The organism is Maritimimonas sp. 2205BS37-2 (genome assembly GCF_056591755.1).
In genome coordinates this window covers 26,180-44,388 of sequence record NZ_JBWQOI010000002.1, presented here as the reverse complement: position 1 = coordinate 44,388, position 18,209 = coordinate 26,180, and the positions used below count along the sequence as shown (strand labels likewise).

Genomic DNA, 18,209 nt, shown 5'->3' with positions numbered 1-18,209 from the left:
ACCTGTATAGAATTAAAAATTAATTTAATCTCATATACCATGAAAACGCCATTTAAAGTAATACCATTAATAGCCTTATCTTTTTTTATCAATTTTAGCTCATGTGCTCAAAAAAAGAAAGAGAAAAAGTATCAAGAGGTAACCAATATTTCATTTAATAATTTTTCTAACTCACCAGATATAAGATCAGGATTTTGGACAGCCACTAAAGAAGATAACATTGTATTTTTTCAATTGATAAGCTCAAAAAGAAGAAACAATGGCTCATTTCATATTAGTTTTTCGGTAGATGAAAATAAATTAAAAAGAAATGCTGACGGTTTTGAACTAGATCGCGAAGCTGGTACTATGAAATTTCAGGGAAAATTCCCAACAGATGAAGACACAGGCAAATTTACTTTTGAAAAGAAATTAAATTTTGAAACCTTTTTGGAAGGTAAAGTACTTTCTAATGTAAGTGGAAATAAAGATTATTATTTTTTTAAACTATTCTTAGGTGATATTACAAGAGCATATGTAAATAGTTTGAAGCAGATGGGTTATCAACCAACCATGCGTCAATTGGGTAAGCTTGGTATTCATAATGTAGACATAGAATATATCAAGGAGCTCAGAAAAACAAAGTATAATGACCTAGATCTAGATATGATGATTAAATGGGCAATACATGGAGTATCATTACATTACTTAGATCAATTAAGAAAAGCAGGTTACGGAAATATGAGTGCTAACATGGTAAAGAAATTTGCAATCCATAATATAACATCTAGCTATATTAATGAGCTTTCAAAAGCAGGTTATGGAGATTTGGATGCCGATATGCTTAAGAAATTTAAAATTCATAATATAAGCTCAGATTACATTAACTCATTATTATCAACTAAAATTGATAAGCCTGATGCAAACACAATCAAAAAAGCAAGAATTCATAATGTAACTGCCAATTTTATTGAAAGAGCCAGAAACGAAGGACATGATTCTAACGAATTATATGATTATGTAAAACTAAAAGTTAGAGGAATTTAAGGAGCAGCTCGGAATTTTCCGAGCTGTTTTTTTAACAGTACTACTATTCAATAGGCTTATTGGTAGAAGTGACGTTGTCAATTTTCCAACCATCCTTATATTTCTTATAAATTGCTGTCCAGGCAAAATGTGTCTTTCCTTTTACAGTATCATTATCTTCATTTAAATAACTTACTTCAACTATTTTGTCAACAACTGTATAAGCCATACTGCCATCATTAGAAAATTTAATTATGGGTTGAGAGACATCGTCCCATTTAACAAAATTTACCGATGAGAAATAACCATCGTACCTTGAGATAGTTTCTTCCTTAGAAGGTTTACTTATGATCCCTCGGTTAACCGAAATAAAATTGTCTGAAAGTTGATTGGCAAATGCAATTGAGTCTTTGTTAAAATGATAAGCCCTTTGTAATTTATGCAGTTCTAAAATTTTCTGTTTTTCAGCCTCTATCGTGACTTCTTTTTCGGCCTTTTGGCAAGAAGCTATTGAGAATAATAGAATGCTTAAGAGAATTAGGTTTTTTTTCATAAAAATTAGTTTATTTCTCCTTCAGCGAAGGCTTTAAAATTTTTCATAAACTCATATGATTGCTTTTTAAAAGCACCTGGCATTAAAAAACCAAAGAGCTTCATTTTAAAAGAAGAAAATTTAAAGATATTATTGCTCATCCATTTGGTCTTATTAGATGAAATCGCCGTAAAGTTATTTTCAATTTGATTAAACACTCCGGTAGCCTCATAAGTAGCATGAAATTCATTAGGCAGATTGCGACTAATAATGGTTTCGATCATTTCTACTTTGCCTCCCTTTTTACCCATATCATATTTTAAGCGTGACTTCGCACCAGGTTGGCCGGGTTCTCCGCTAACATGTTCAAAACTAATAAAACCCGGTTGCCATTTAGGCATATTATCAGCATTATCAAATAGTTCAATAACTTTTTCTCTAGGTAGATCGATCTCAATTTCATTAGAATATTTCATAGTATAGAAGTTTGGTTAACAAGCTAAAATTAACAAAAAATGAGGCCGCTTATAGTTAAAATTATCATAAGACAAATTGTATCTTTGAGATTTAAATTATATAAATGGAGTTGAATCTTAAAAAACCGATTGCTTTCTTTGATCTGGAAACAACAGGTGTAAATATTGCTAAAGATAGAATTGTTGAAATTTCGATACTTAAAGTTTATCCTAATGGGAATAAAGAAAGTAAAACCTGGTTAGTGAATCCAGAAATTGAAATCCCGAAAGAAGCATCAGATATCCATGGCATAACAAATGAAAGAGTTGTGACCGAACCCACTTTTAAAGAATTGGCGAAAGAAGTAAGCAAACTGATAGAAGGATGTGATCTGGCAGGATTTAATTCTAATAGGTTCGATATTCCTCTTTTAGCAGAAGAATTATTACGGGCTGGCGTAGATTTTGATATGAAAAGTAGAGTGGCAGTTGATGTTCAGGTTATTTTTCATAAAAAAGAACAACGAACGCTGAGCGCGGCATATAAATTTTACTGTGATAAAACCCTTGATAATGCGCATTCTGCAGAGGCAGACACAAATGCAACCTATGAAATTTTAAAAGCTCAACTTGATAAATATGAGGATCTAGAAAATGACATTAAATTTTTAAATGAATTTTCATCTCACAAAAAACGAGCGGATTTTGCAGGATTTATTACGTATAATGATAAAGATGAAGAAATTTTTACATTTGGTAAATATAAAGGACAAAAAGTTGAAGATATTTTAGAAAAAGATAAAGGGTATTATTCTTGGATACAGAATGCTGATTTTCCTTTATACACTAAAAAGGTATTGACAACTATTAAATTGCGTAGTTTTAATAATAAATTGAGTTAATAAATGTTGGTTGATTTTAACACTTTACCAGAAACTTCAAGAGTTTGGATTTATCAAGCAAATAGAACCTTAAGTGATCTTGAAGTTACTACGATTAATGATCGCTTAGCAATTTTTGTGCAAAATTGGAAAAGACATGGCGATGATTTAAAAGCTTCTTACCTTGTAAAATATGATCAGTTTATCATACTTGCAGTAGATGAAAATTTTAATGATGTTTCGGGTTGTTCCATTGATGCATCAGTACATACTATTCAGCAATTAGAGAAAGAATTAGATATAGATTTAATGAATAAAATGAATATTAGTTTTAAAGATGGTGAGAATATTAACACGGTATCTATGAAAAAATTCAAAGAATTTGCTGAGCAGAATAAAATAAAATCTGATACTTTAGTGTTTAATAACATGGTTACTTCTAAAGCTGATTTTGAAACTGCTTGGGAAATTGAAGCTAGCAAAAGCTGGCACGCACGATTTTTAAATTAAAATATTCATTGTAAGCATTTGTAATGGGATGATTTTGTCTATGAAAAAAACCACTCTTTTTATACTTCTTTTTTTATTCGGCTATTTTATAAATGCTCAAAATATTGATCCCTTAATTAAATTTGATAGTAGAGCACAACAGCGATGGGTAGATAGCATTATGCAATCTATGACAATTGATCAAAAGATTGGCCAATTGTTTATGGTTGCGGCTTATTCTAATAAAGATGTTAAGCATGAGGCCGCCATCGATAGGCTAATTAATAAATATCAAGTTGGTGGACTTATCTTTTTTCAAGGAACTCCTCAAAAGCAAGCCCAAATGGCCAACAGATTTCAGGGCCTTTCAAGAGTGCCTTTATTAATAGGATTTGATGGTGAATGGGGGTTAAATATGAGGCTTAATGACACCTATCGTTTTCCTTGGAACATGACCCTTGGTGCCATTCAAGACACTAAGCTAATAGAATCATTTGGTAAACATGTTGGCAGGCATGCGAAGCGATTGGGAATACATGTGAATTTTGCTCCTGTGGTAGATGTAAATATTAACCCTAAAAACCCAATTATTGGCAATCGCTCATTTGGTGAAGATCCAGAAAATGTTACCCAAAAAGCACAAGCTTTTATTAGAGGAATGCAGAGTGAGCAGGTCTTAGCAAATGCAAAACACTTTCCTGGGCATGGTGATACCGATGCTGATTCGCATGAAACATTACCCACAATTCCCTTTACAACTGAACGACTAGACTCTATAGAACTATACCCTTATAAACGTTTGTTTGATACAGGATTAGCAAGCGTAATGATAGCTCATTTAAGTGTGCCCGCATTAGAATCAAATACAGATTTACCCTCTTCACTATCTAAAAATATTGTCACAGATTTATTGCAAAAAAAACTAGGCTTTGAAGGGCTTATTTTTACGGATGCTTTGAATATGAAAGGAGCATCAAATTTTTCTACACCTGCAGAGATTAATTTAGAGGTTATTAAAGCAGGAAATGATATTTTATTAATGCCAAATGATATTCCGGGGACTTTTCAAAAAATCAAACAAGCAATTACAGATGGTGTCTTAACAGAAGATAGAATTAATCATTCTGTAAAGAAGATATTAAAAGCGAAGTATTGGACTGGACTTTATGAAAATAAACCTATAGCTGAGGAAAATTTAATTGAGGATTTAAATACTGTTTATGATGATGTATTGCATCAAGAATTGGTCAGGAATTCTATTACATTAATTAAAAATTCTAAGACACTATTTCCTGTAAAGGACCTTGTTAAGAATAAAATAGCCTATGTGAAATTAGGGGATGCAGACAATACTACGTTTGTTAAAAGATTGAATGATTATACTCAGGTAGATGTAATTTCAGGAGACAAGCTTGATGCGGTAATTAAGAAATTGGCTCCGTATAACGTAGTGGTTATTGGATATCATAAATCAAATAAGAACCCATGGAAGAGCTTTAAATTTAAGAATAAAGAACTGGTATGGCTTCAGGAAATAGCAAGGCAGAAAAAGGTGATTTTAGACATCTTTGCGAGCCCATATAGCCTTTTAGATATAAAAACATTTACCAATATTGATGCCGTTGTGGTTTCATATCAAAATAGTAAAATTGCTCAAGATGTTTCTGCTCAGTTATTATTTGGGGCAGGTCAAACCAAAGGAAAACTTCCGGTTTCTGTTAATACCACTTTTAAAGCAGGTCAAGGATATGTTTCTAAAGATTTAAGAAGATTAACATATGGTTTTCCAGAAAGAGTAGGTTTGAGTTCTAAAAAATTAAAAAGAGTAGATTCAATTGCTCAGAAAATACTTGAAGAAAAAATGGCTCCGGGTTTGCAGATTTTGGTAGCTAGAAAAGGTCAAGTTGTATATCGAAAGAGCTTTGGTTTTCACACCGCTGAAAAAAAGAAACCGGTGAAGAATACAGATATTTATGATTTGGCTTCTTTAACCAAAATTTTAGGTGGAGTTCCGTCTATAATGAAAGCTAATGAAGATCAAAAGTTCACGTTAGATTCAAAATTGGGAGATTTAATGCCCAACCTAAAGGGAACAAATAAGGATAGTATTACAGTGCGAAAGGCTCTTTCACATAATGGTAGATTACAGGCATGGATTCCATATTACTTGAGAACTTTAGATTCTATTACTAAAGAACCTTTAAAAGAATTCTATAACGTACGCAAAACCAAAAAATATGGTATTAAAGTAGCAAATAACATGTTTTTGAGAACTAGTTTTAAAGACTCTGTCTATAAAATGATAGCCGATTCTCCGTTACGTGAAAAAGAGGGTTATAAATACAGTGGACTTATCTTTTACTTATTTAAAGACTATATAGAAAAGCAATATGGTAAAGGACTCGGTGAATTTAATGATGTAAATTTTTATGAACCTTTAGGAGCCACTACTTTAACATATAACCCTTTAGATAAATTTACCAAAGAGAGAATCGTGCCTACCGAAATTGATAAGTTTTACAGAAGGCAATTATTGCATGGATATGTTCATGATCAAGGTGCAGCAATGTTGAATGGTGTTAATGGAAACGCAGGGCTGTTTGCAAATGCTAATGACGTGGCAAAAATGATGCAACTATACTTGCAAGGCGGCTATTACGGCGGTAAACAATACTTTAAAAAAGAAACTATTGATACTTTTAACAAAAGGCATTTTGGAGAAGATAGTGTTCGAAGAGGTTTAGGCTTTGATAAACCGCAGATAGATCCTGATATTAAGGCCACTTGCGGATGTGTTTCTTCAAAAAGTTTTGGACATAGTGGATACACCGGTACTTATACTTGGGCCGATCCGGAGACTAAACTTATCTATGTGTTTTTATCAAATAGAGTATATCCTTCTTCTTCGAATGATAAGTTGGTTAGGCAGAATATTCGAACGGAGGTTCAGCGTTTAATTCAAGAAGCTATTATTGACTAAGTTCTTATTTATTCTTCGTCAAAAATAATACTAACACCAAGCTAATACCTAAATAGGTCAAAGCAATCTTAGTGTTAAACATAGCATTAACAAGTAGCGTTTGAAGCAGATAAAACAATGGGAATGCTGTAATTCCAATTGCAAATTTAGTGGTGGAAATAAATTCTATTTCTTTAATTTTAGGTTGAAAAGCTTTCCAGATTAATAAGGGGAAAATACTATTAAGCTTCACTAAACCATAAATAATTTTCCAGATAAGATGAGGCTTCTTAATTGGTTGCGTTTTCAGATTAGGGATTTGATTATTAATATTTTCAATCCTCTTATTTACATCATCAGGGTCTAAAAAATCAACATCTCCTAACTTTTGGAGCACTTCATTTTCATTAGCTATATTTTCTATATGAGTTGTTAATTCTTTCATGCGATTTCTCACTTCTTCCTTTAATGTTAAAGCGGCGATACTTGTATTTTTTTCTTTTAAAAAAGGACTCACTGATATGGGTTTTCCATAGAAAATAGCAACCGATTCGGCAAAAGCCTCTGCTTTCATATAATTTAAACCAACAGGAACAATAGTTAATTGTAAATCTGGGTTTTGTTCTAATGCCCCAAAGGTAATCCGGGTAAACCCTTTACTAAGGGGGCGAACCCAACGCCGAATATCATGAGTGCCTTCAGGAAATATGAGTAGCGATTTTTGTTTGTTTAATATGTCAAAACACTTTTTAAAGATCTCCTCGTTTTTTTTGAGAGTTTCCTTACCATCGCGCATTCGATATATTGGGAGCATGTTTACGGTGGAAAGAAGCCATTTTACAAACTTTAATTTAAAGGCACTAGCACGTGTTAAGAAATGAATATTTCTTGTAGTTGTGGTAGCGATAAGCAGTGGGTCTATCAAAGCATTTTTATGATTTGAAACAAATAGGAGAGCTCCTTTCTTCGGAATATTTTCTCTGCCTATTACCATTATTTTTTTGTGATAAAAAAAGAGCCCTATAGAAATATAGACTTTAACGATATGATACCAGATGCGTTTCAAAACTAGGCAAGAGCTTTATTAGATTTTCGAGACCAAAAATACGCCAATCCCAATCCAGATGCAATATCCCAAACACCCCAAAAAGCAACACATAAGGCCATTCCACCTAAGCCTTCAAAGAAAGCAAAAACCAATAGTAATCCTAAACCAGAATTCTGGATGCCAGTTTCTATAGCCATTGTTTTTTGATCTTTATAAGATAATTTAACAACCTTGGCAAAATAAAAACCGGCGATGTATCCTGAAAAATTGTGCAAAAGAACAATTAAGAATACATAATGTATGTGATCTAGAAAAATAGTTAAGTTTTGCGCAAAGGCCCCTGCAATAAAAATTAAAAAGATAATGATTGAGAAAGGTTTTAAATATTTAGAAAGTTTTTGTGCTAAATCCGGTTTATATCTTCTAACAAGCATTCCTGTTAATAAAGGAATACCTAGAATCAATGTAACAAGTTTTACCAATTCAAAGGGATCGAGTTCAACCGTACGTAAAATTTTTGCAGTAGGTTCGTAGAGATTACCCCAAAAGGCCAAATTAAGTGGGGTCATTACTACAGCTACCAATGTAGCGAATGCTGTTAAACTTACAGATAGTGCAGCATTTCCGCTGGCTAGTTGTGTCATAAAGTTAGAAATATTACCGCCAGGGCACGCCGCAACCATAATCATGCCTAAGGCAATGCTAGGATAGGGGTTTATAATATTTATGAGCAGATAGGTAACCAGAGGAAACAATATGAATTGTGAAACAATACCGGTTACAACTATTTTGGGGCTTTTAAACAAGCGTTTAAAATCTTCGGTGGTAATACCTAAAGCAACTCCAAACATAATCAGAGCCAATATTACGTTTACAACCCAAAGCTCTTGATCGTTAAAATTTATTTTTATAGCGTCTAAAACGCTTTGTTGATCAGTTTTTAAAGGCATAAGCTATAATATTTGCACCCATCTTAAGCGCTTGCTCGCGAACATTGGGTGGGTTATTATGTATTTCTTGATTTTCCCATCCATCGCTTAAATCACTCTCATAATCATAAAAACAGATAAGCCTTCCTTCGTGGAAAAGACCAAAGCCTTGTGCAGGTTTACCATCATGCTCATGAATCTTTGGTAAAGTATCAAAATCATAGTTTTGATGATAAATAGCATGATCACTAGGAATTTCTAGAAATTCTAATTCAGGGAAAACTTTTTTCATTTCACGACGAATGTATTGATCCATTCCATAGTTATCAGAAATATGCAAGAATCCACCGGCCTGAAGATAATCTCTTAGGTTATCAATATCTGGTTCAGTAAAATAAACATTACCATGTCCGGTCATAAAAACAATGGGGTAATTGAAAATATCCACACTATTTGCTTCTACGGTTGCTGGTTCCTCATTTATTTTAGTTTTTACATTTTCATTTGTGAACTTTATAAGATTAGGCACAGCCGTTGGGTTGGCATACCAATCACCTCCACCTCCATATTTTAATATAGCCACCTTTTGGGCATTTAGCGAAATAGTAAAAAGGAATGCTATAAGGAATTTTAATTTTAACATTTAAAATAAATAAGTCTCAAATATAAAATTATTCTACCAGAGGTAAAGAATTAACATTTATTTAATTCATCATGGCTATATCTTTAGATTCTGTATAGATTTTTAGTTTAGATTTGCCATCTGAAAATTTTAATCAAATAAAAAGTAACTATAAAATGAAAAATCAAATTGTAAAAATTGCTACAGTATTATTTATTGGATTAGCTGTGGTATCATGTAAGAAAGCAAAAAACGAAACAGAGGCGGCTAAAGCCGAAGATGTTAAACAAATTGCTGAGGCTGCAGAAAGGTATGTTGCCAATGCAGATGAGAGTATAATTACCTGGAAAGGATTTAAACCTACCGAATCTCATAATGGTACTATTAAAGTTTCTGAGGGTTATGTAGCTTTTGAAAATGGTAATTTATCTGGCGGTAATTTCGTAATAGATATGGGTACCATTGCAAACGCAGATATAGAGAGTGAAGAATGGAAAGGTAAGTTAGAAGCTCATTTAAAGAATGCTGATTTCTTTGATGTTGAAAAACACCCTTATAGTGTATTTGCTATCACTGGAGTTGAAACAACTGAAGAAGGTAAAGCTACCATAAAAGGTAACTTAACAATTAAAAATATTAAAAAGAATATCGAATTTCCTGCGACAGTTTCCGTTAATGGTGACGAAGTTTCTTTTGAGAGCGAGCCTTTTACAATTGATAGAACGGAGTGGGATGTGAAATACAATTCAGGTAAATTCTTTGAAGATTTAAAAGATAAATTAATCAAGGATGATGTTGAAATCTCATTCAACATAAAAGCTAAAAAAGATCAGGCAATATAATTTTGTTTAAATCAACAGTATTAAAGAAGCCACCGTTTATGGTGGCTTTTTTATTATAATGAGTTTATTAAAGAAACTGCATGCGCGGCCACAATTCCGGCTGTTTCAGTTCGTAAACGACTTTTCCCTAAGGAAACAGGGGTATAGTTAACTAATAAAGATTTTTGAATTTCGTTTGTACTAAAATCACCCTCAGGGCCAATGAGTATTGTAACGTGTTCTTTTGGTTTCAGGTTTTTTTCTAAAGAACTTCTATCCAACTGATCTTCACAGTGAGCAATAAATTTTTGCCCATTACAAGATAAATCTATAAAATCAATAAATTTTGCTGGTTCATTTAACTTAGGGAAGTGAAACTTTATTGACTGTTTACCCGCAGATTCAATAATTTTTTGAAAACGTTCTATTTTAATCACTTTCCGTTCAGAATGATCACAAATAATCGGGGTAACCTCATCTATACCAATCTCAGTTGCCTTTTCTAAAAACCATTCAAATCGATCATTATTTTTCGTCGGTGCGATGGCGATGTGTAAGTAATAATCCCATGGTTTAGGTTCATCTTTTACATCAATAATTTTCACCATACATTTTTTATCATTATCAATTACAACTTCTGATGTAAATAAGATTCCCTTACCATTAGTTATATATAATTTATCTCCTTGTTTTTTACGCAATACTCTAACAATATGCCTGCTCTCAGTTTTATCAAAAATAAACTGTGGATCAGTAGAGCGTAAATGAGGGGCGAAAAATAGTTGCATTAAAGATTTTTACGGTATGTTCTTCTGCGTTTGTAAAGCTCTGAATTAAAATGTTTCCAGATTTGACGAATGGCTACATTGTCTTCTAGTTCTGGTGTTCTGATACAATTTTGAATCCCTTTTTTTGTAAATACTCTGTAATACTCATTAAATATTACCGCATGCACACCCTTATTTTGATAATCTGGATGCACACCTATTAAATAAAAAATCACATCTTTACTATGCTTTTTGGCTTGCAAAAGATGATAAAATCCAAATGGAAATAACTTGCCTTTGATTTTTTGTAAAGCTTTTGAAAAAGAAGGCATTACAATGGCAAAAGCCACTAAATTATCATCTTTATCAGTGATGTATTTAATATATTCTGGATTGATAAAACTAATATACTTTTTCTTGAAATACTCCTTCTGTTTATCAGAAATTGGAGTAAAAGTCGATAGTTTAGCATAGCTCGCATTGAATAATTCAAACATACTATCAACATATGGCATTATTTCTTTGGTAGATCTAAAATCTAATGCTGTTAACTGATAACGTCTTTTAATTAAATTATTGGCCTTTTCGAAAAATTCGGGTTTTACATTACTAAATGGAAAGCGCCATTCTAGATGTTCCTTTTCCTTTATATACCCTAATTTTTCTAAATGCTCTTTGTAGTAAGCATGATTATACCAGGTAATCATTGTTCCTAACTCATCAAAACCTTCAATAAGCACGCCAACCTTATCTAAATTAGAAAAACCTACTGGGCCTTCAACATATTCTAAATTGTTTTGTATGCCAATCTCCTCAACTTTGCTAAGTAAGGCCTTTGTAATATTAATATCATCAACTACATCGAACCAACCAAAGCGCATTTTTTTAATGCCCTGTTCATTTACTTCTGTATGATTGATAATGGCAGCTAATCTACCAACAATTCGATCATTCTTATAAGCTAAAAAAAATCGAGCATCGGCATTATCAAAAGCCGGATTTTTATCTTTATTAAAGGTTGCGAGTTCTTCACTGATAATTGGAGGTATCCAATTATAATTTTCTTTATAAATACTGAATGGAAATTTTACAAATTCTTTTAGTTCTTTTCGAGTCGTAATTTCCTTTACTGTAATCATTTAAAGTGCTAATTATTTTCTGGCGGCTCATAATTTTTATCATAATCTCGTGCCGCCTTCTTTTGTTTTTTCTTCTCTTCTTTGGCCTTTTTTCTGGCCTCTTTCTCTCTTCGTTTCTGAGCTTTACTCTTTTTAGGAGCTTTGTCTTTCTTTATTTTACGCTTACGTGCTTTTACCTTTTTAACCTTACGTTGCTTATCAGGTTTATTTTTACCGAATAACCTTGAGAAGAAGTTTCCTTCTTTCTTTTGTTTTTCAACTTCTTGGCCGTCAGCACCTACAATCTTAAATTTATCTCTATGGCGATCTAAGCGCCAAGTAAAACCGGCATTTATCAATAACGTTGATCCATCCCTGTCATTAATAGCGCGAGTAGCAATATCAAACTGCGTATTTCTATTTAATAAATATGCGATACCACCCCCAAACTGAAAATCATTAGGAATACCATCACCTTTAAAGATTCCTTGATGCTCACCAAATATAGACCATTTATCAGTAATTGAATAAGTACCTGTTAAAATATAAGAATTTTCCTTTTGATCTGAACCAATCTTATCCATTACAAAGTTCATTAAAAAAACAAACTTATCTGTAAAATTATTTTGTGTAAATATGGCTACTCTAGGACTAAATTCATCTTTTAAATAGCCAGGAGAATTTCCGCCAACATAATTTTTGGTTATAGGTACATTAACCCCTGCGTATACTGCTACGGCCGGAATTAACCGTTTCCAGTCATAAGCGGTTTTTCGTTTCCAACTTCTTATTTCTTTTGACTTATCGTCGTATTTAGGATAGTAGACGAGGTATTTTGCTCCAATAGCCAGACGACTAAAGCTAAAGGTAGAAATATCTTCTAATGTAGGGTCGCTAGCAATAAATGAATCTGCAAAATCTACATCATCATATTGCAAAGTAGTGCTGAGATTTAGTTCTAATTTCTCTAAAAACTTACTATACCGAACCATAATGTCAGTACCATAAGACGTTACGGAAGTACCCCGATCATTAATATCTCTATAAAACAAACCACTTTCAAATTGTAGGACGTTGGTGCCAACACTAAATGGACTATCAGAAAAACCAGGACGTCTTGAATTAATCAATTCAGTGTATTGGGCACTACTAAATTGAAAGCAAAAAATCAATAGAAATATACCGAGGAGTCGTTGCATAGTTTATAGGGTTCGTATTTATATGTAAAGATTTTATCTATATACTAACGTTTTAGTTGCTCTCAAATTGTTACTTTTGGCATATTATTTAAAATTTATGCAAGAAGCAGGGGTGATGAACTTTTTAAGAACCATATTAATCATCTTATTGATCTATTACGGACTTAAGCTACTAGCAAGATTTGCTTTTCCGATGGTAATGAAACGCTTTATGAATAATGTTGAAAAGCGATTTAATGAGCAAAAAGGTCAATTTAGAGGAAATCAAGATAAAACCAAAGTTGGTGAAACAGTTATTGATAAAGCACCAAAAGAAAAACAAAGCAATCAGAATGTTGGAGAATATGTTGACTTTGAAGAGGTTGATTAACTAATCTTATTGTTAGAATGAAAGGTATTTTCCAAAAGTTATTTCCGTTTTTTATTGCAATTCTTGTATTTGTTATTGCTTCATTAACATATTTTTCACCAGTTTTAAAAGGAGAAAAATTATTTCAAAGTGATATCGCCCAGTTTAGAGGGATGTCTAAAGAAATTGCCGATTTCAGAAAAACAGATCAAACCGAACCTTATTGGACCAATCGCGCTTTTGGAGGCATGCCAGCATATCAGTTGAGTGCATATTATCCACATAATTATGTGAAAAAAGTTGACTCATTATTACGTTTTTTACCTCGCCCGGCTGATTATTTATTTCTTTATTTTCTTGGGTTTTTTATTCTACTCTATATTCTTAAAGTTGAATGGAAACTAGCCATATTGGGTTCCTTAGCTTTTGGATTTTCAACATACCTTATTATTATTTTTGGAGCAGGACATAATGCCAAAGCGCATGCTATTGCATATATGCCAGTAGTTTTAGCCGGGATAATAGCAGCGTTTCAAAAAAGATATTTGCTTGGTTTTGTGTTGACCGCTTTAGGGATGTCTTTCGAGATTAGTGCCAACCATCCTCAAATGACATACTATCTTTTATTTTCAGTACTTATCTTAGGAATAGTATATTTAATTGACGCTTTAAAACAAAAAGAATTTTCTAATTATTTAAAAATAGTTGGGCTGTTAACATTGGCGGTTATATTAGCAGTCGGGGTAAATTCTACTAGTTTATTAGCAACTAAAGAATATGCAAGTAATAGTACCCGAAGCAAAAGTGAATTAACGATAAACCCTAATGGGGAACCGAAAAAAGAGATAAGTAGTGGCCTTTCTGAAGATTATATTACGCAATACAGTATAGGAAAGGCAGAAAATTTTAATGTGTTGATTCCTCGGTTTTATGGAGGGGGAAGTCGCGAAAAAATAGGTAAAGATTCTAATACCTATGAATTTCTAAAAAATAAGATCGGGAGGACTCAAGCGAGAGACTTTGCAAATAATTTTCCTGGATATTGGGGTGAGCAACCCATTGTAGAAGCTCCGGCATATATAGGTGCGGTATTAATATTTTTATTTGTTTTAGGTGCATTTTATGTAAAAGGAAGCCTTAAAAAGTGGTTAGTAGCGGCCACTATTTTTTCATTTATATTAAGTTGGGGTAAGCACTTTTCGATTATCACTAATTTCTTTATTGACTATGTTCCACTATATAATAAATTTAGGGCGGTGTCATCAATTCAGGTAATTGCAGAGTTAGCGGTTCCTTTGCTAGCAATATTGGCGTTGCATCAGTTTTTAAACTCCAATAATGGTAAAGAAGAAAAATTAAAGTATTTAAAGTATGCGCTCTATGGAGTTGGAGGTATAACCTTATTTTTCACTTTAGCGGGAACGAGCCTGTTTAGCTTTGAAAGTCTTCGAGATGCAGGCTTGGAGCAGCAATTGCCAGGAATAAGTGATGCCATGATTGCCGATAGAAAATCAATCTTCTTTAAAGATAGTTTACGCTCATTCGTTTTAATTTTAATTGCTGCAATTACTTTATGGGCATTTTTAAAAGATAAAATCAATAAGAATGTTGCGTTAGGCGCTTTTGCTATATTGATTCTTTTTGATTTGATAGGAGTCGATAGGCGACATATAAATCAAGATGATTTTGAACCTAAATCAAAGAATGAGAAACCATTTCTGGCTTCTGCGGTGGATAATGAAATCTTAAAGGATAAATCATATTATAGGGTTGCAAACTTCACTGTAAATCCATTAAATGATGGGAGTACTTCCTACTACCATAATTCTATCGGGGGATATCATGCGGCTAAACCTAGACGATATGAAGAATTATTCGAATATCAAATTAACAAGAATAATTTTGAAATACTGAATATGCTAAATGCTAAATATATCATTTTTGCCGATCAACAAGGGAATCAGCAAATGCAAAAAAATGAGGAGGCAAATGGCAATGCATGGTTCGTGAGCGAGGTTGAGTTTGTGAATTCAGCCGATGAAGAAATTAAAGCTCTAGATAGTTTAAATACAAAAGAAAAAGCAATTGTTGATATTTCCTTTAAAGAGCAACTGCCAAAAGCAAATTTTACCAAAGACTCTATTGCTACGATTTCGCTTACCAATTATAAGGCTAATCAATTAACATATACGACCAAGGCAAATACCGAACAGTTAGCTGTTTTTTCTGATATGTATTATAAAAATGGATGGAATGCTTCTATAGATGGCCAATTAACACCTCATTTTAGAGCAAATTATGTGTTAAGGGCTTTACGTATCCCTTCAGGAACACATAAAGTTGTATTTAAATTCGAACCTTCGGTAATAAAAACAGGAAATACAATCACATTAGCATCTTACAGCTTACTTTTATTAATACCTTTAGGTTGGTTCTTTTTATTGAAGCGTAAAAAATAGTATGCACACTTATTTTCTAATAAAGAATGTTCTTGTTTTTAGAATAGAATCGTGTAAACAAAAAGAAAATCAATGCGTATAGGAATGATTTTAGATAAAACATTTCCACCCGATCCTAGGGTAGAAAATGAGGCTATTTCACTTATAGAAGCGGGTCATGAAGTTTTTCTTTTTTGCTTGAAATACACCAATGAAACACGTGAAGAGCTTATTAATGGGATAAAAGTTCGAAGATATCAATCAAATAAACTAGAATATAAATTATCGGCATTGGCTTATACAGTTCCATTTTATGCCTTTAGCCTCACTAAGAAGATCAAGCATTTTTTGGAAGCAAATGCTATCGAAGCAATTCATATTCATGATATGAGAATAGCCGAAGCAGCTTTCAAGGCCAATACTAAGTTAAAACTGCCTTGCATTTTAGATCTGCATGATAATATGCCTGAGATTATGAAACTGTATCCTCATGTTCAGAAATTTCCTGGTAAATATTTAATTTCTCCAAAAAAATGGAAGTATAAAGAAGAAGAATTTATTAAAACAGCAACAAAAGTTATAACGGTTTCTAATGAGTTTAAAGATGAAGTGGTTGAAAGAACAAAAGTCGGTATAAATAAGGTTCTTGTTGTTCCAAATACCGTTAGAAAATCGTTTTATAAAGATTATAAGCTCTATCAAAACATTATAAGACGGTATGAAGATAATTTTGTAGTACTATACCTGGGAGACACGGGCTTACGAAGAGGATTACAAACGGCAATTGAATCCATCCCGTTACTTTTAGACGAGATACAAAATTTTAAACTAGTAATCGTTGGAAAAAATACAACAGATCATATTTTAAAAATGAAAGCCAGTGAATTAGAAGTAGAAAAATATATTGATTTTGAAGGATGGCAAGATGTAAGTTTGTTCCCAAGCTATATTTTATCTAGTTCTATTTGTATTTCACCTTTACACAGAAATATTCAACATGACGTAGCGTATGCCAATAAATTATTTCAATATATGAGTTTTGCAAAGCCAGTTCTAGTAAGCAATGCAATCGCACAGAAAAGATTGGTTGAAACTAATGGTACGGGGGTGGTTCATAGAGAGAAAGATGCGAAAGATTTTGCCAATAAGGTTTTACAATTGTATAAAAATGAAGAATTACGAAAGCAGTTAGGAGCGAATGGTAAAGGATTTATAGAAACACAATTTACTTGGGAGAAAACCTCAAAAAAGTTGATAAACTTATATGATAACTTAGCTAGTTGAAAGCATTAGTCATTACATATTATTGGCCACCTGCCGGCGGATCGGGCGTTCAACGTTGGTTGAAGTTTGTAAAATATCTACAAGATTTTGGCATCGAACCAGTAGTATATACGGTTAAAAACCCCAACTATCCTTTAATGGATACATCTTTAAGTACAGATGTACCTAATAATTTAGAAGTTCTAAAATATCCGATTTGGGAACCAAATAATCTTTTTGGAAAATCAGCAAAAAAAACAAGTGCCGGGTTCTTAGATGCGAACCCTTCAAGAATTGGGAAGGTAATTCAATATATTCGAGCAAATTTTTTTATACCTGATGCTCGAAAGTTTTGGATTCAACCTTCGGTAAAGTTTTTAAATAACTATTTAGAAAAGAACCCTGTTGATGTTATAATTACCACCGGACCACCACATAGCATTCATTTAATAGGTTTAGGGTTAAAAGAAAAACTAGCTGTTAAATGGCTAGCCGATTTTAGAGATCCTTGGACGGAGATCGATTATTTTCATCAGCTACCTTTAACAAAGGATTCTTTAAAGAAGCACCAAGATCTTGAAAAAAAAGTATTAATAAATGCAGATGCGGTATTAGTAGTTGGTAAAAAAATGGCTGATAGCTATAAAGAATATAATAAGAACACTTACATCATAACAAACGGCTATGATTCTGAGGTTTCCGTTTCTAAGAAGTCTTTAGATTCTCAGTTTTCCTTGGTACATATTGGTATGATGAATGCCGATAGAAACCATGGTATTTTATGGGAAGCACTAAGAGAATTATGTGAAGAACATTCGAGTTTTGCTGAAGATTTAAGGTTGAAATTTATTGGTAAGCTGGCCGATGAAGTTGTAAAGTCCATTAAGAGTCATAAATTGGATGTTCATACAGAATTTATTGATTATTTAAAACATAATGAAGTACTAAAACATCAGCAATCGGCGCAAGTGTTATTACTTTCCGTAAATAATGTACCAAGTGCAAAGGGTATTATAACAGGTAAAATATTTGAATATTTGCAAGCAAGAAGACCTATCTTAGCAATTGCTCCAGTTGAAGGAGATTTAGCAAATATTTTAAACAAAACGAAAGCTGGAACCGTAGTTGGGTTTAATAATAAACAAAAAATAAAAAGTGTGATATATGATTATTATAAGGCTTACAAGAATGATCAATTATTTGTTGAAGGAGTAAATATTAATCAATACCATCGTAAAAGCTTAACGGAAGAATTGGCTAAAGTAATTAAAGAAATATAGTTGAAGAAGCCAAGCTCAGTTTTTCAAGAAACCTATTGAAGGTATAAAGTAAGT

At 32.6% G+C, this 18,209-nt stretch carries 17 protein-coding genes; 9 read left to right on the top strand and 8 right to left on the bottom strand.

What is annotated here, in order from left to right:
- Positions 1 to 39 precede the first annotated feature (39 nt).
- Complete coding sequence (locus AC1EUU_RS07570) at positions 40 to 1,026, top strand: hypothetical protein (RefSeq protein WP_480200808.1); 987 nt, start codon at positions 40 to 42, stop codon at positions 1,024 to 1,026.
- A gap of 43 nt (positions 1,027 to 1,069) precedes the next feature.
- On the opposite strand, the gene AC1EUU_RS07565 is transcribed toward AC1EUU_RS07570, so the two are convergent.
- Together AC1EUU_RS07565 and AC1EUU_RS07560 are read right to left on the bottom strand one after the other, a co-directional pair.
- On the bottom strand, positions 1,070 to 1,558 hold the full coding sequence (locus AC1EUU_RS07565) for a nuclear transport factor 2 family protein (protein ID WP_480200807.1): 489 nt from the start codon (positions 1,556 to 1,558) through the stop codon (positions 1,070 to 1,072).
- Positions 1,559 to 1,563: 5 nt separating this feature from the next.
- Positions 1,564 to 2,013 (bottom strand): SRPBCC family protein, encoded by a 450-nt coding sequence (locus AC1EUU_RS07560; protein ID WP_480200806.1) that lies wholly within the window; start codon positions 2,011 to 2,013, stop codon positions 1,564 to 1,566.
- Positions 2,014 to 2,117: 104 nt separating this feature from the next.
- Here AC1EUU_RS07560 and AC1EUU_RS07555 point away from each other — a divergent pair, with 104 nt between their 5' ends.
- Genes AC1EUU_RS07555 through AC1EUU_RS07545 form a run of 3 tightly spaced genes read left to right on the top strand, consistent with a single transcriptional unit; the run spans position 2,118 to position 6,342 of the window.
- Positions 2,118 to 2,894, top strand: coding sequence for an exonuclease domain-containing protein (locus AC1EUU_RS07555; protein WP_480200805.1), 777 nt, complete (start codon positions 2,118 to 2,120; stop codon positions 2,892 to 2,894).
- A 3-nt stretch (positions 2,895 to 2,897) separates the two neighbouring features.
- Complete coding sequence (locus AC1EUU_RS07550) at positions 2,898 to 3,383, top strand: ABC transporter ATPase (RefSeq protein ID WP_480200804.1); 486 nt, start codon at positions 2,898 to 2,900, stop codon at positions 3,381 to 3,383.
- Positions 3,384 to 3,423: 40 nt separating this feature from the next.
- Positions 3,424 to 6,342, top strand: a complete 2,919-nt coding sequence (locus tag AC1EUU_RS07545; protein WP_480200803.1) for a serine hydrolase domain-containing protein — start codon at positions 3,424 to 3,426, stop codon at positions 6,340 to 6,342.
- 4 nt (positions 6,343 to 6,346) lie between these two features.
- On the opposite strand, the gene AC1EUU_RS07540 is transcribed toward AC1EUU_RS07545, so the two are convergent.
- The 3 genes from AC1EUU_RS07540 to AC1EUU_RS07530 all read right to left on the bottom strand — a co-directional run bounded on the left by AC1EUU_RS07540 (position 6,347) and on the right by AC1EUU_RS07530 (position 8,941).
- Entirely contained in the window at positions 6,347 to 7,315 is a 969-nt protein-coding gene (locus tag AC1EUU_RS07540; protein WP_480200802.1) for a lysophospholipid acyltransferase family protein, read from the bottom strand.
- Positions 7,316 to 7,389: 74 nt separating this feature from the next.
- The gene (locus AC1EUU_RS07535) at positions 7,390 to 8,319 is read right to left on the bottom strand and encodes a bile acid:sodium symporter family protein (RefSeq protein WP_480200801.1); all 930 of its coding nucleotides are present in this window, start codon (positions 8,317 to 8,319) and stop codon (positions 7,390 to 7,392) included.
- On the bottom strand, positions 8,303 to 8,941 hold the full coding sequence (locus tag AC1EUU_RS07530; RefSeq protein WP_480200800.1) for a DUF4159 domain-containing protein: 639 nt from the start codon (positions 8,939 to 8,941) through the stop codon (positions 8,303 to 8,305). Before AC1EUU_RS07530 ends, AC1EUU_RS07535 begins: the two co-directional genes overlap by 17 nt.
- 155 nt (positions 8,942 to 9,096) lie before the next feature.
- Here AC1EUU_RS07530 and AC1EUU_RS07525 point away from each other — a divergent pair, with 155 nt between their 5' ends.
- Positions 9,097 to 9,762: a YceI family protein gene (locus AC1EUU_RS07525; protein ID WP_480200799.1), complete on the top strand. Its 666-nt coding sequence runs from the start codon at positions 9,097 to 9,099 to the stop codon at positions 9,760 to 9,762.
- 53 nt (positions 9,763 to 9,815) lie between these two features.
- Here AC1EUU_RS07525 and AC1EUU_RS07520 read toward each other — a convergent pair whose 3' ends face one another.
- From AC1EUU_RS07520 to AC1EUU_RS07510, 3 genes are read right to left on the bottom strand one after another with little or no spacing between them, the layout of a single operon-like run.
- Entirely contained in the window at positions 9,816 to 10,529 is a 714-nt protein-coding gene (locus tag AC1EUU_RS07520) for a 16S rRNA (uracil(1498)-N(3))-methyltransferase (RefSeq protein WP_480200798.1), read from the bottom strand.
- The gene (locus tag AC1EUU_RS07515) at positions 10,529 to 11,647 is read right to left on the bottom strand and encodes a GTP cyclohydrolase (protein WP_480200797.1); all 1,119 of its coding nucleotides are present in this window, start codon (positions 11,645 to 11,647) and stop codon (positions 10,529 to 10,531) included. The genes AC1EUU_RS07520 and AC1EUU_RS07515 overlap by 1 nt, the downstream gene beginning before the upstream one ends.
- Before the next feature lie 8 nt (positions 11,648 to 11,655).
- A complete protein-coding gene (locus AC1EUU_RS07510) occupies positions 11,656 to 12,825 on the bottom strand; it encodes a transporter (protein ID WP_480200796.1) in 1,170 nt (389 codons plus the stop codon).
- Between the two features lie 76 nt (positions 12,826 to 12,901).
- Here AC1EUU_RS07510 and AC1EUU_RS07505 point away from each other — a divergent pair, with 76 nt between their 5' ends.
- The 4 genes from AC1EUU_RS07505 (at position 12,902) to AC1EUU_RS07490 (ending at position 18,155) form a co-directional block, all read left to right on the top strand.
- Positions 12,902 to 13,195: a DUF4834 family protein gene (locus tag AC1EUU_RS07505; RefSeq protein WP_480200795.1), complete on the top strand. Its 294-nt coding sequence runs from the start codon at positions 12,902 to 12,904 to the stop codon at positions 13,193 to 13,195.
- A 17-nt stretch (positions 13,196 to 13,212) separates the two neighbouring features.
- Entirely contained in the window at positions 13,213 to 15,633 is a 2,421-nt protein-coding gene (locus AC1EUU_RS07500) for a YfhO family protein (protein ID WP_480200794.1), read from the top strand.
- Positions 15,634 to 15,705: 72 nt separating this feature from the next.
- Positions 15,706 to 16,896, top strand: a complete 1,191-nt coding sequence (locus AC1EUU_RS07495) for a glycosyltransferase family 4 protein (protein WP_480200793.1) — start codon at positions 15,706 to 15,708, stop codon at positions 16,894 to 16,896.
- Entirely contained in the window at positions 16,893 to 18,155 is a 1,263-nt protein-coding gene (locus tag AC1EUU_RS07490; RefSeq protein WP_480200792.1) for a glycosyltransferase family 4 protein, read from the top strand. Before AC1EUU_RS07495 ends, AC1EUU_RS07490 begins: the two co-directional genes overlap by 4 nt.
- The last annotated feature ends 54 nt before the right edge of the window (positions 18,156 to 18,209 follow it).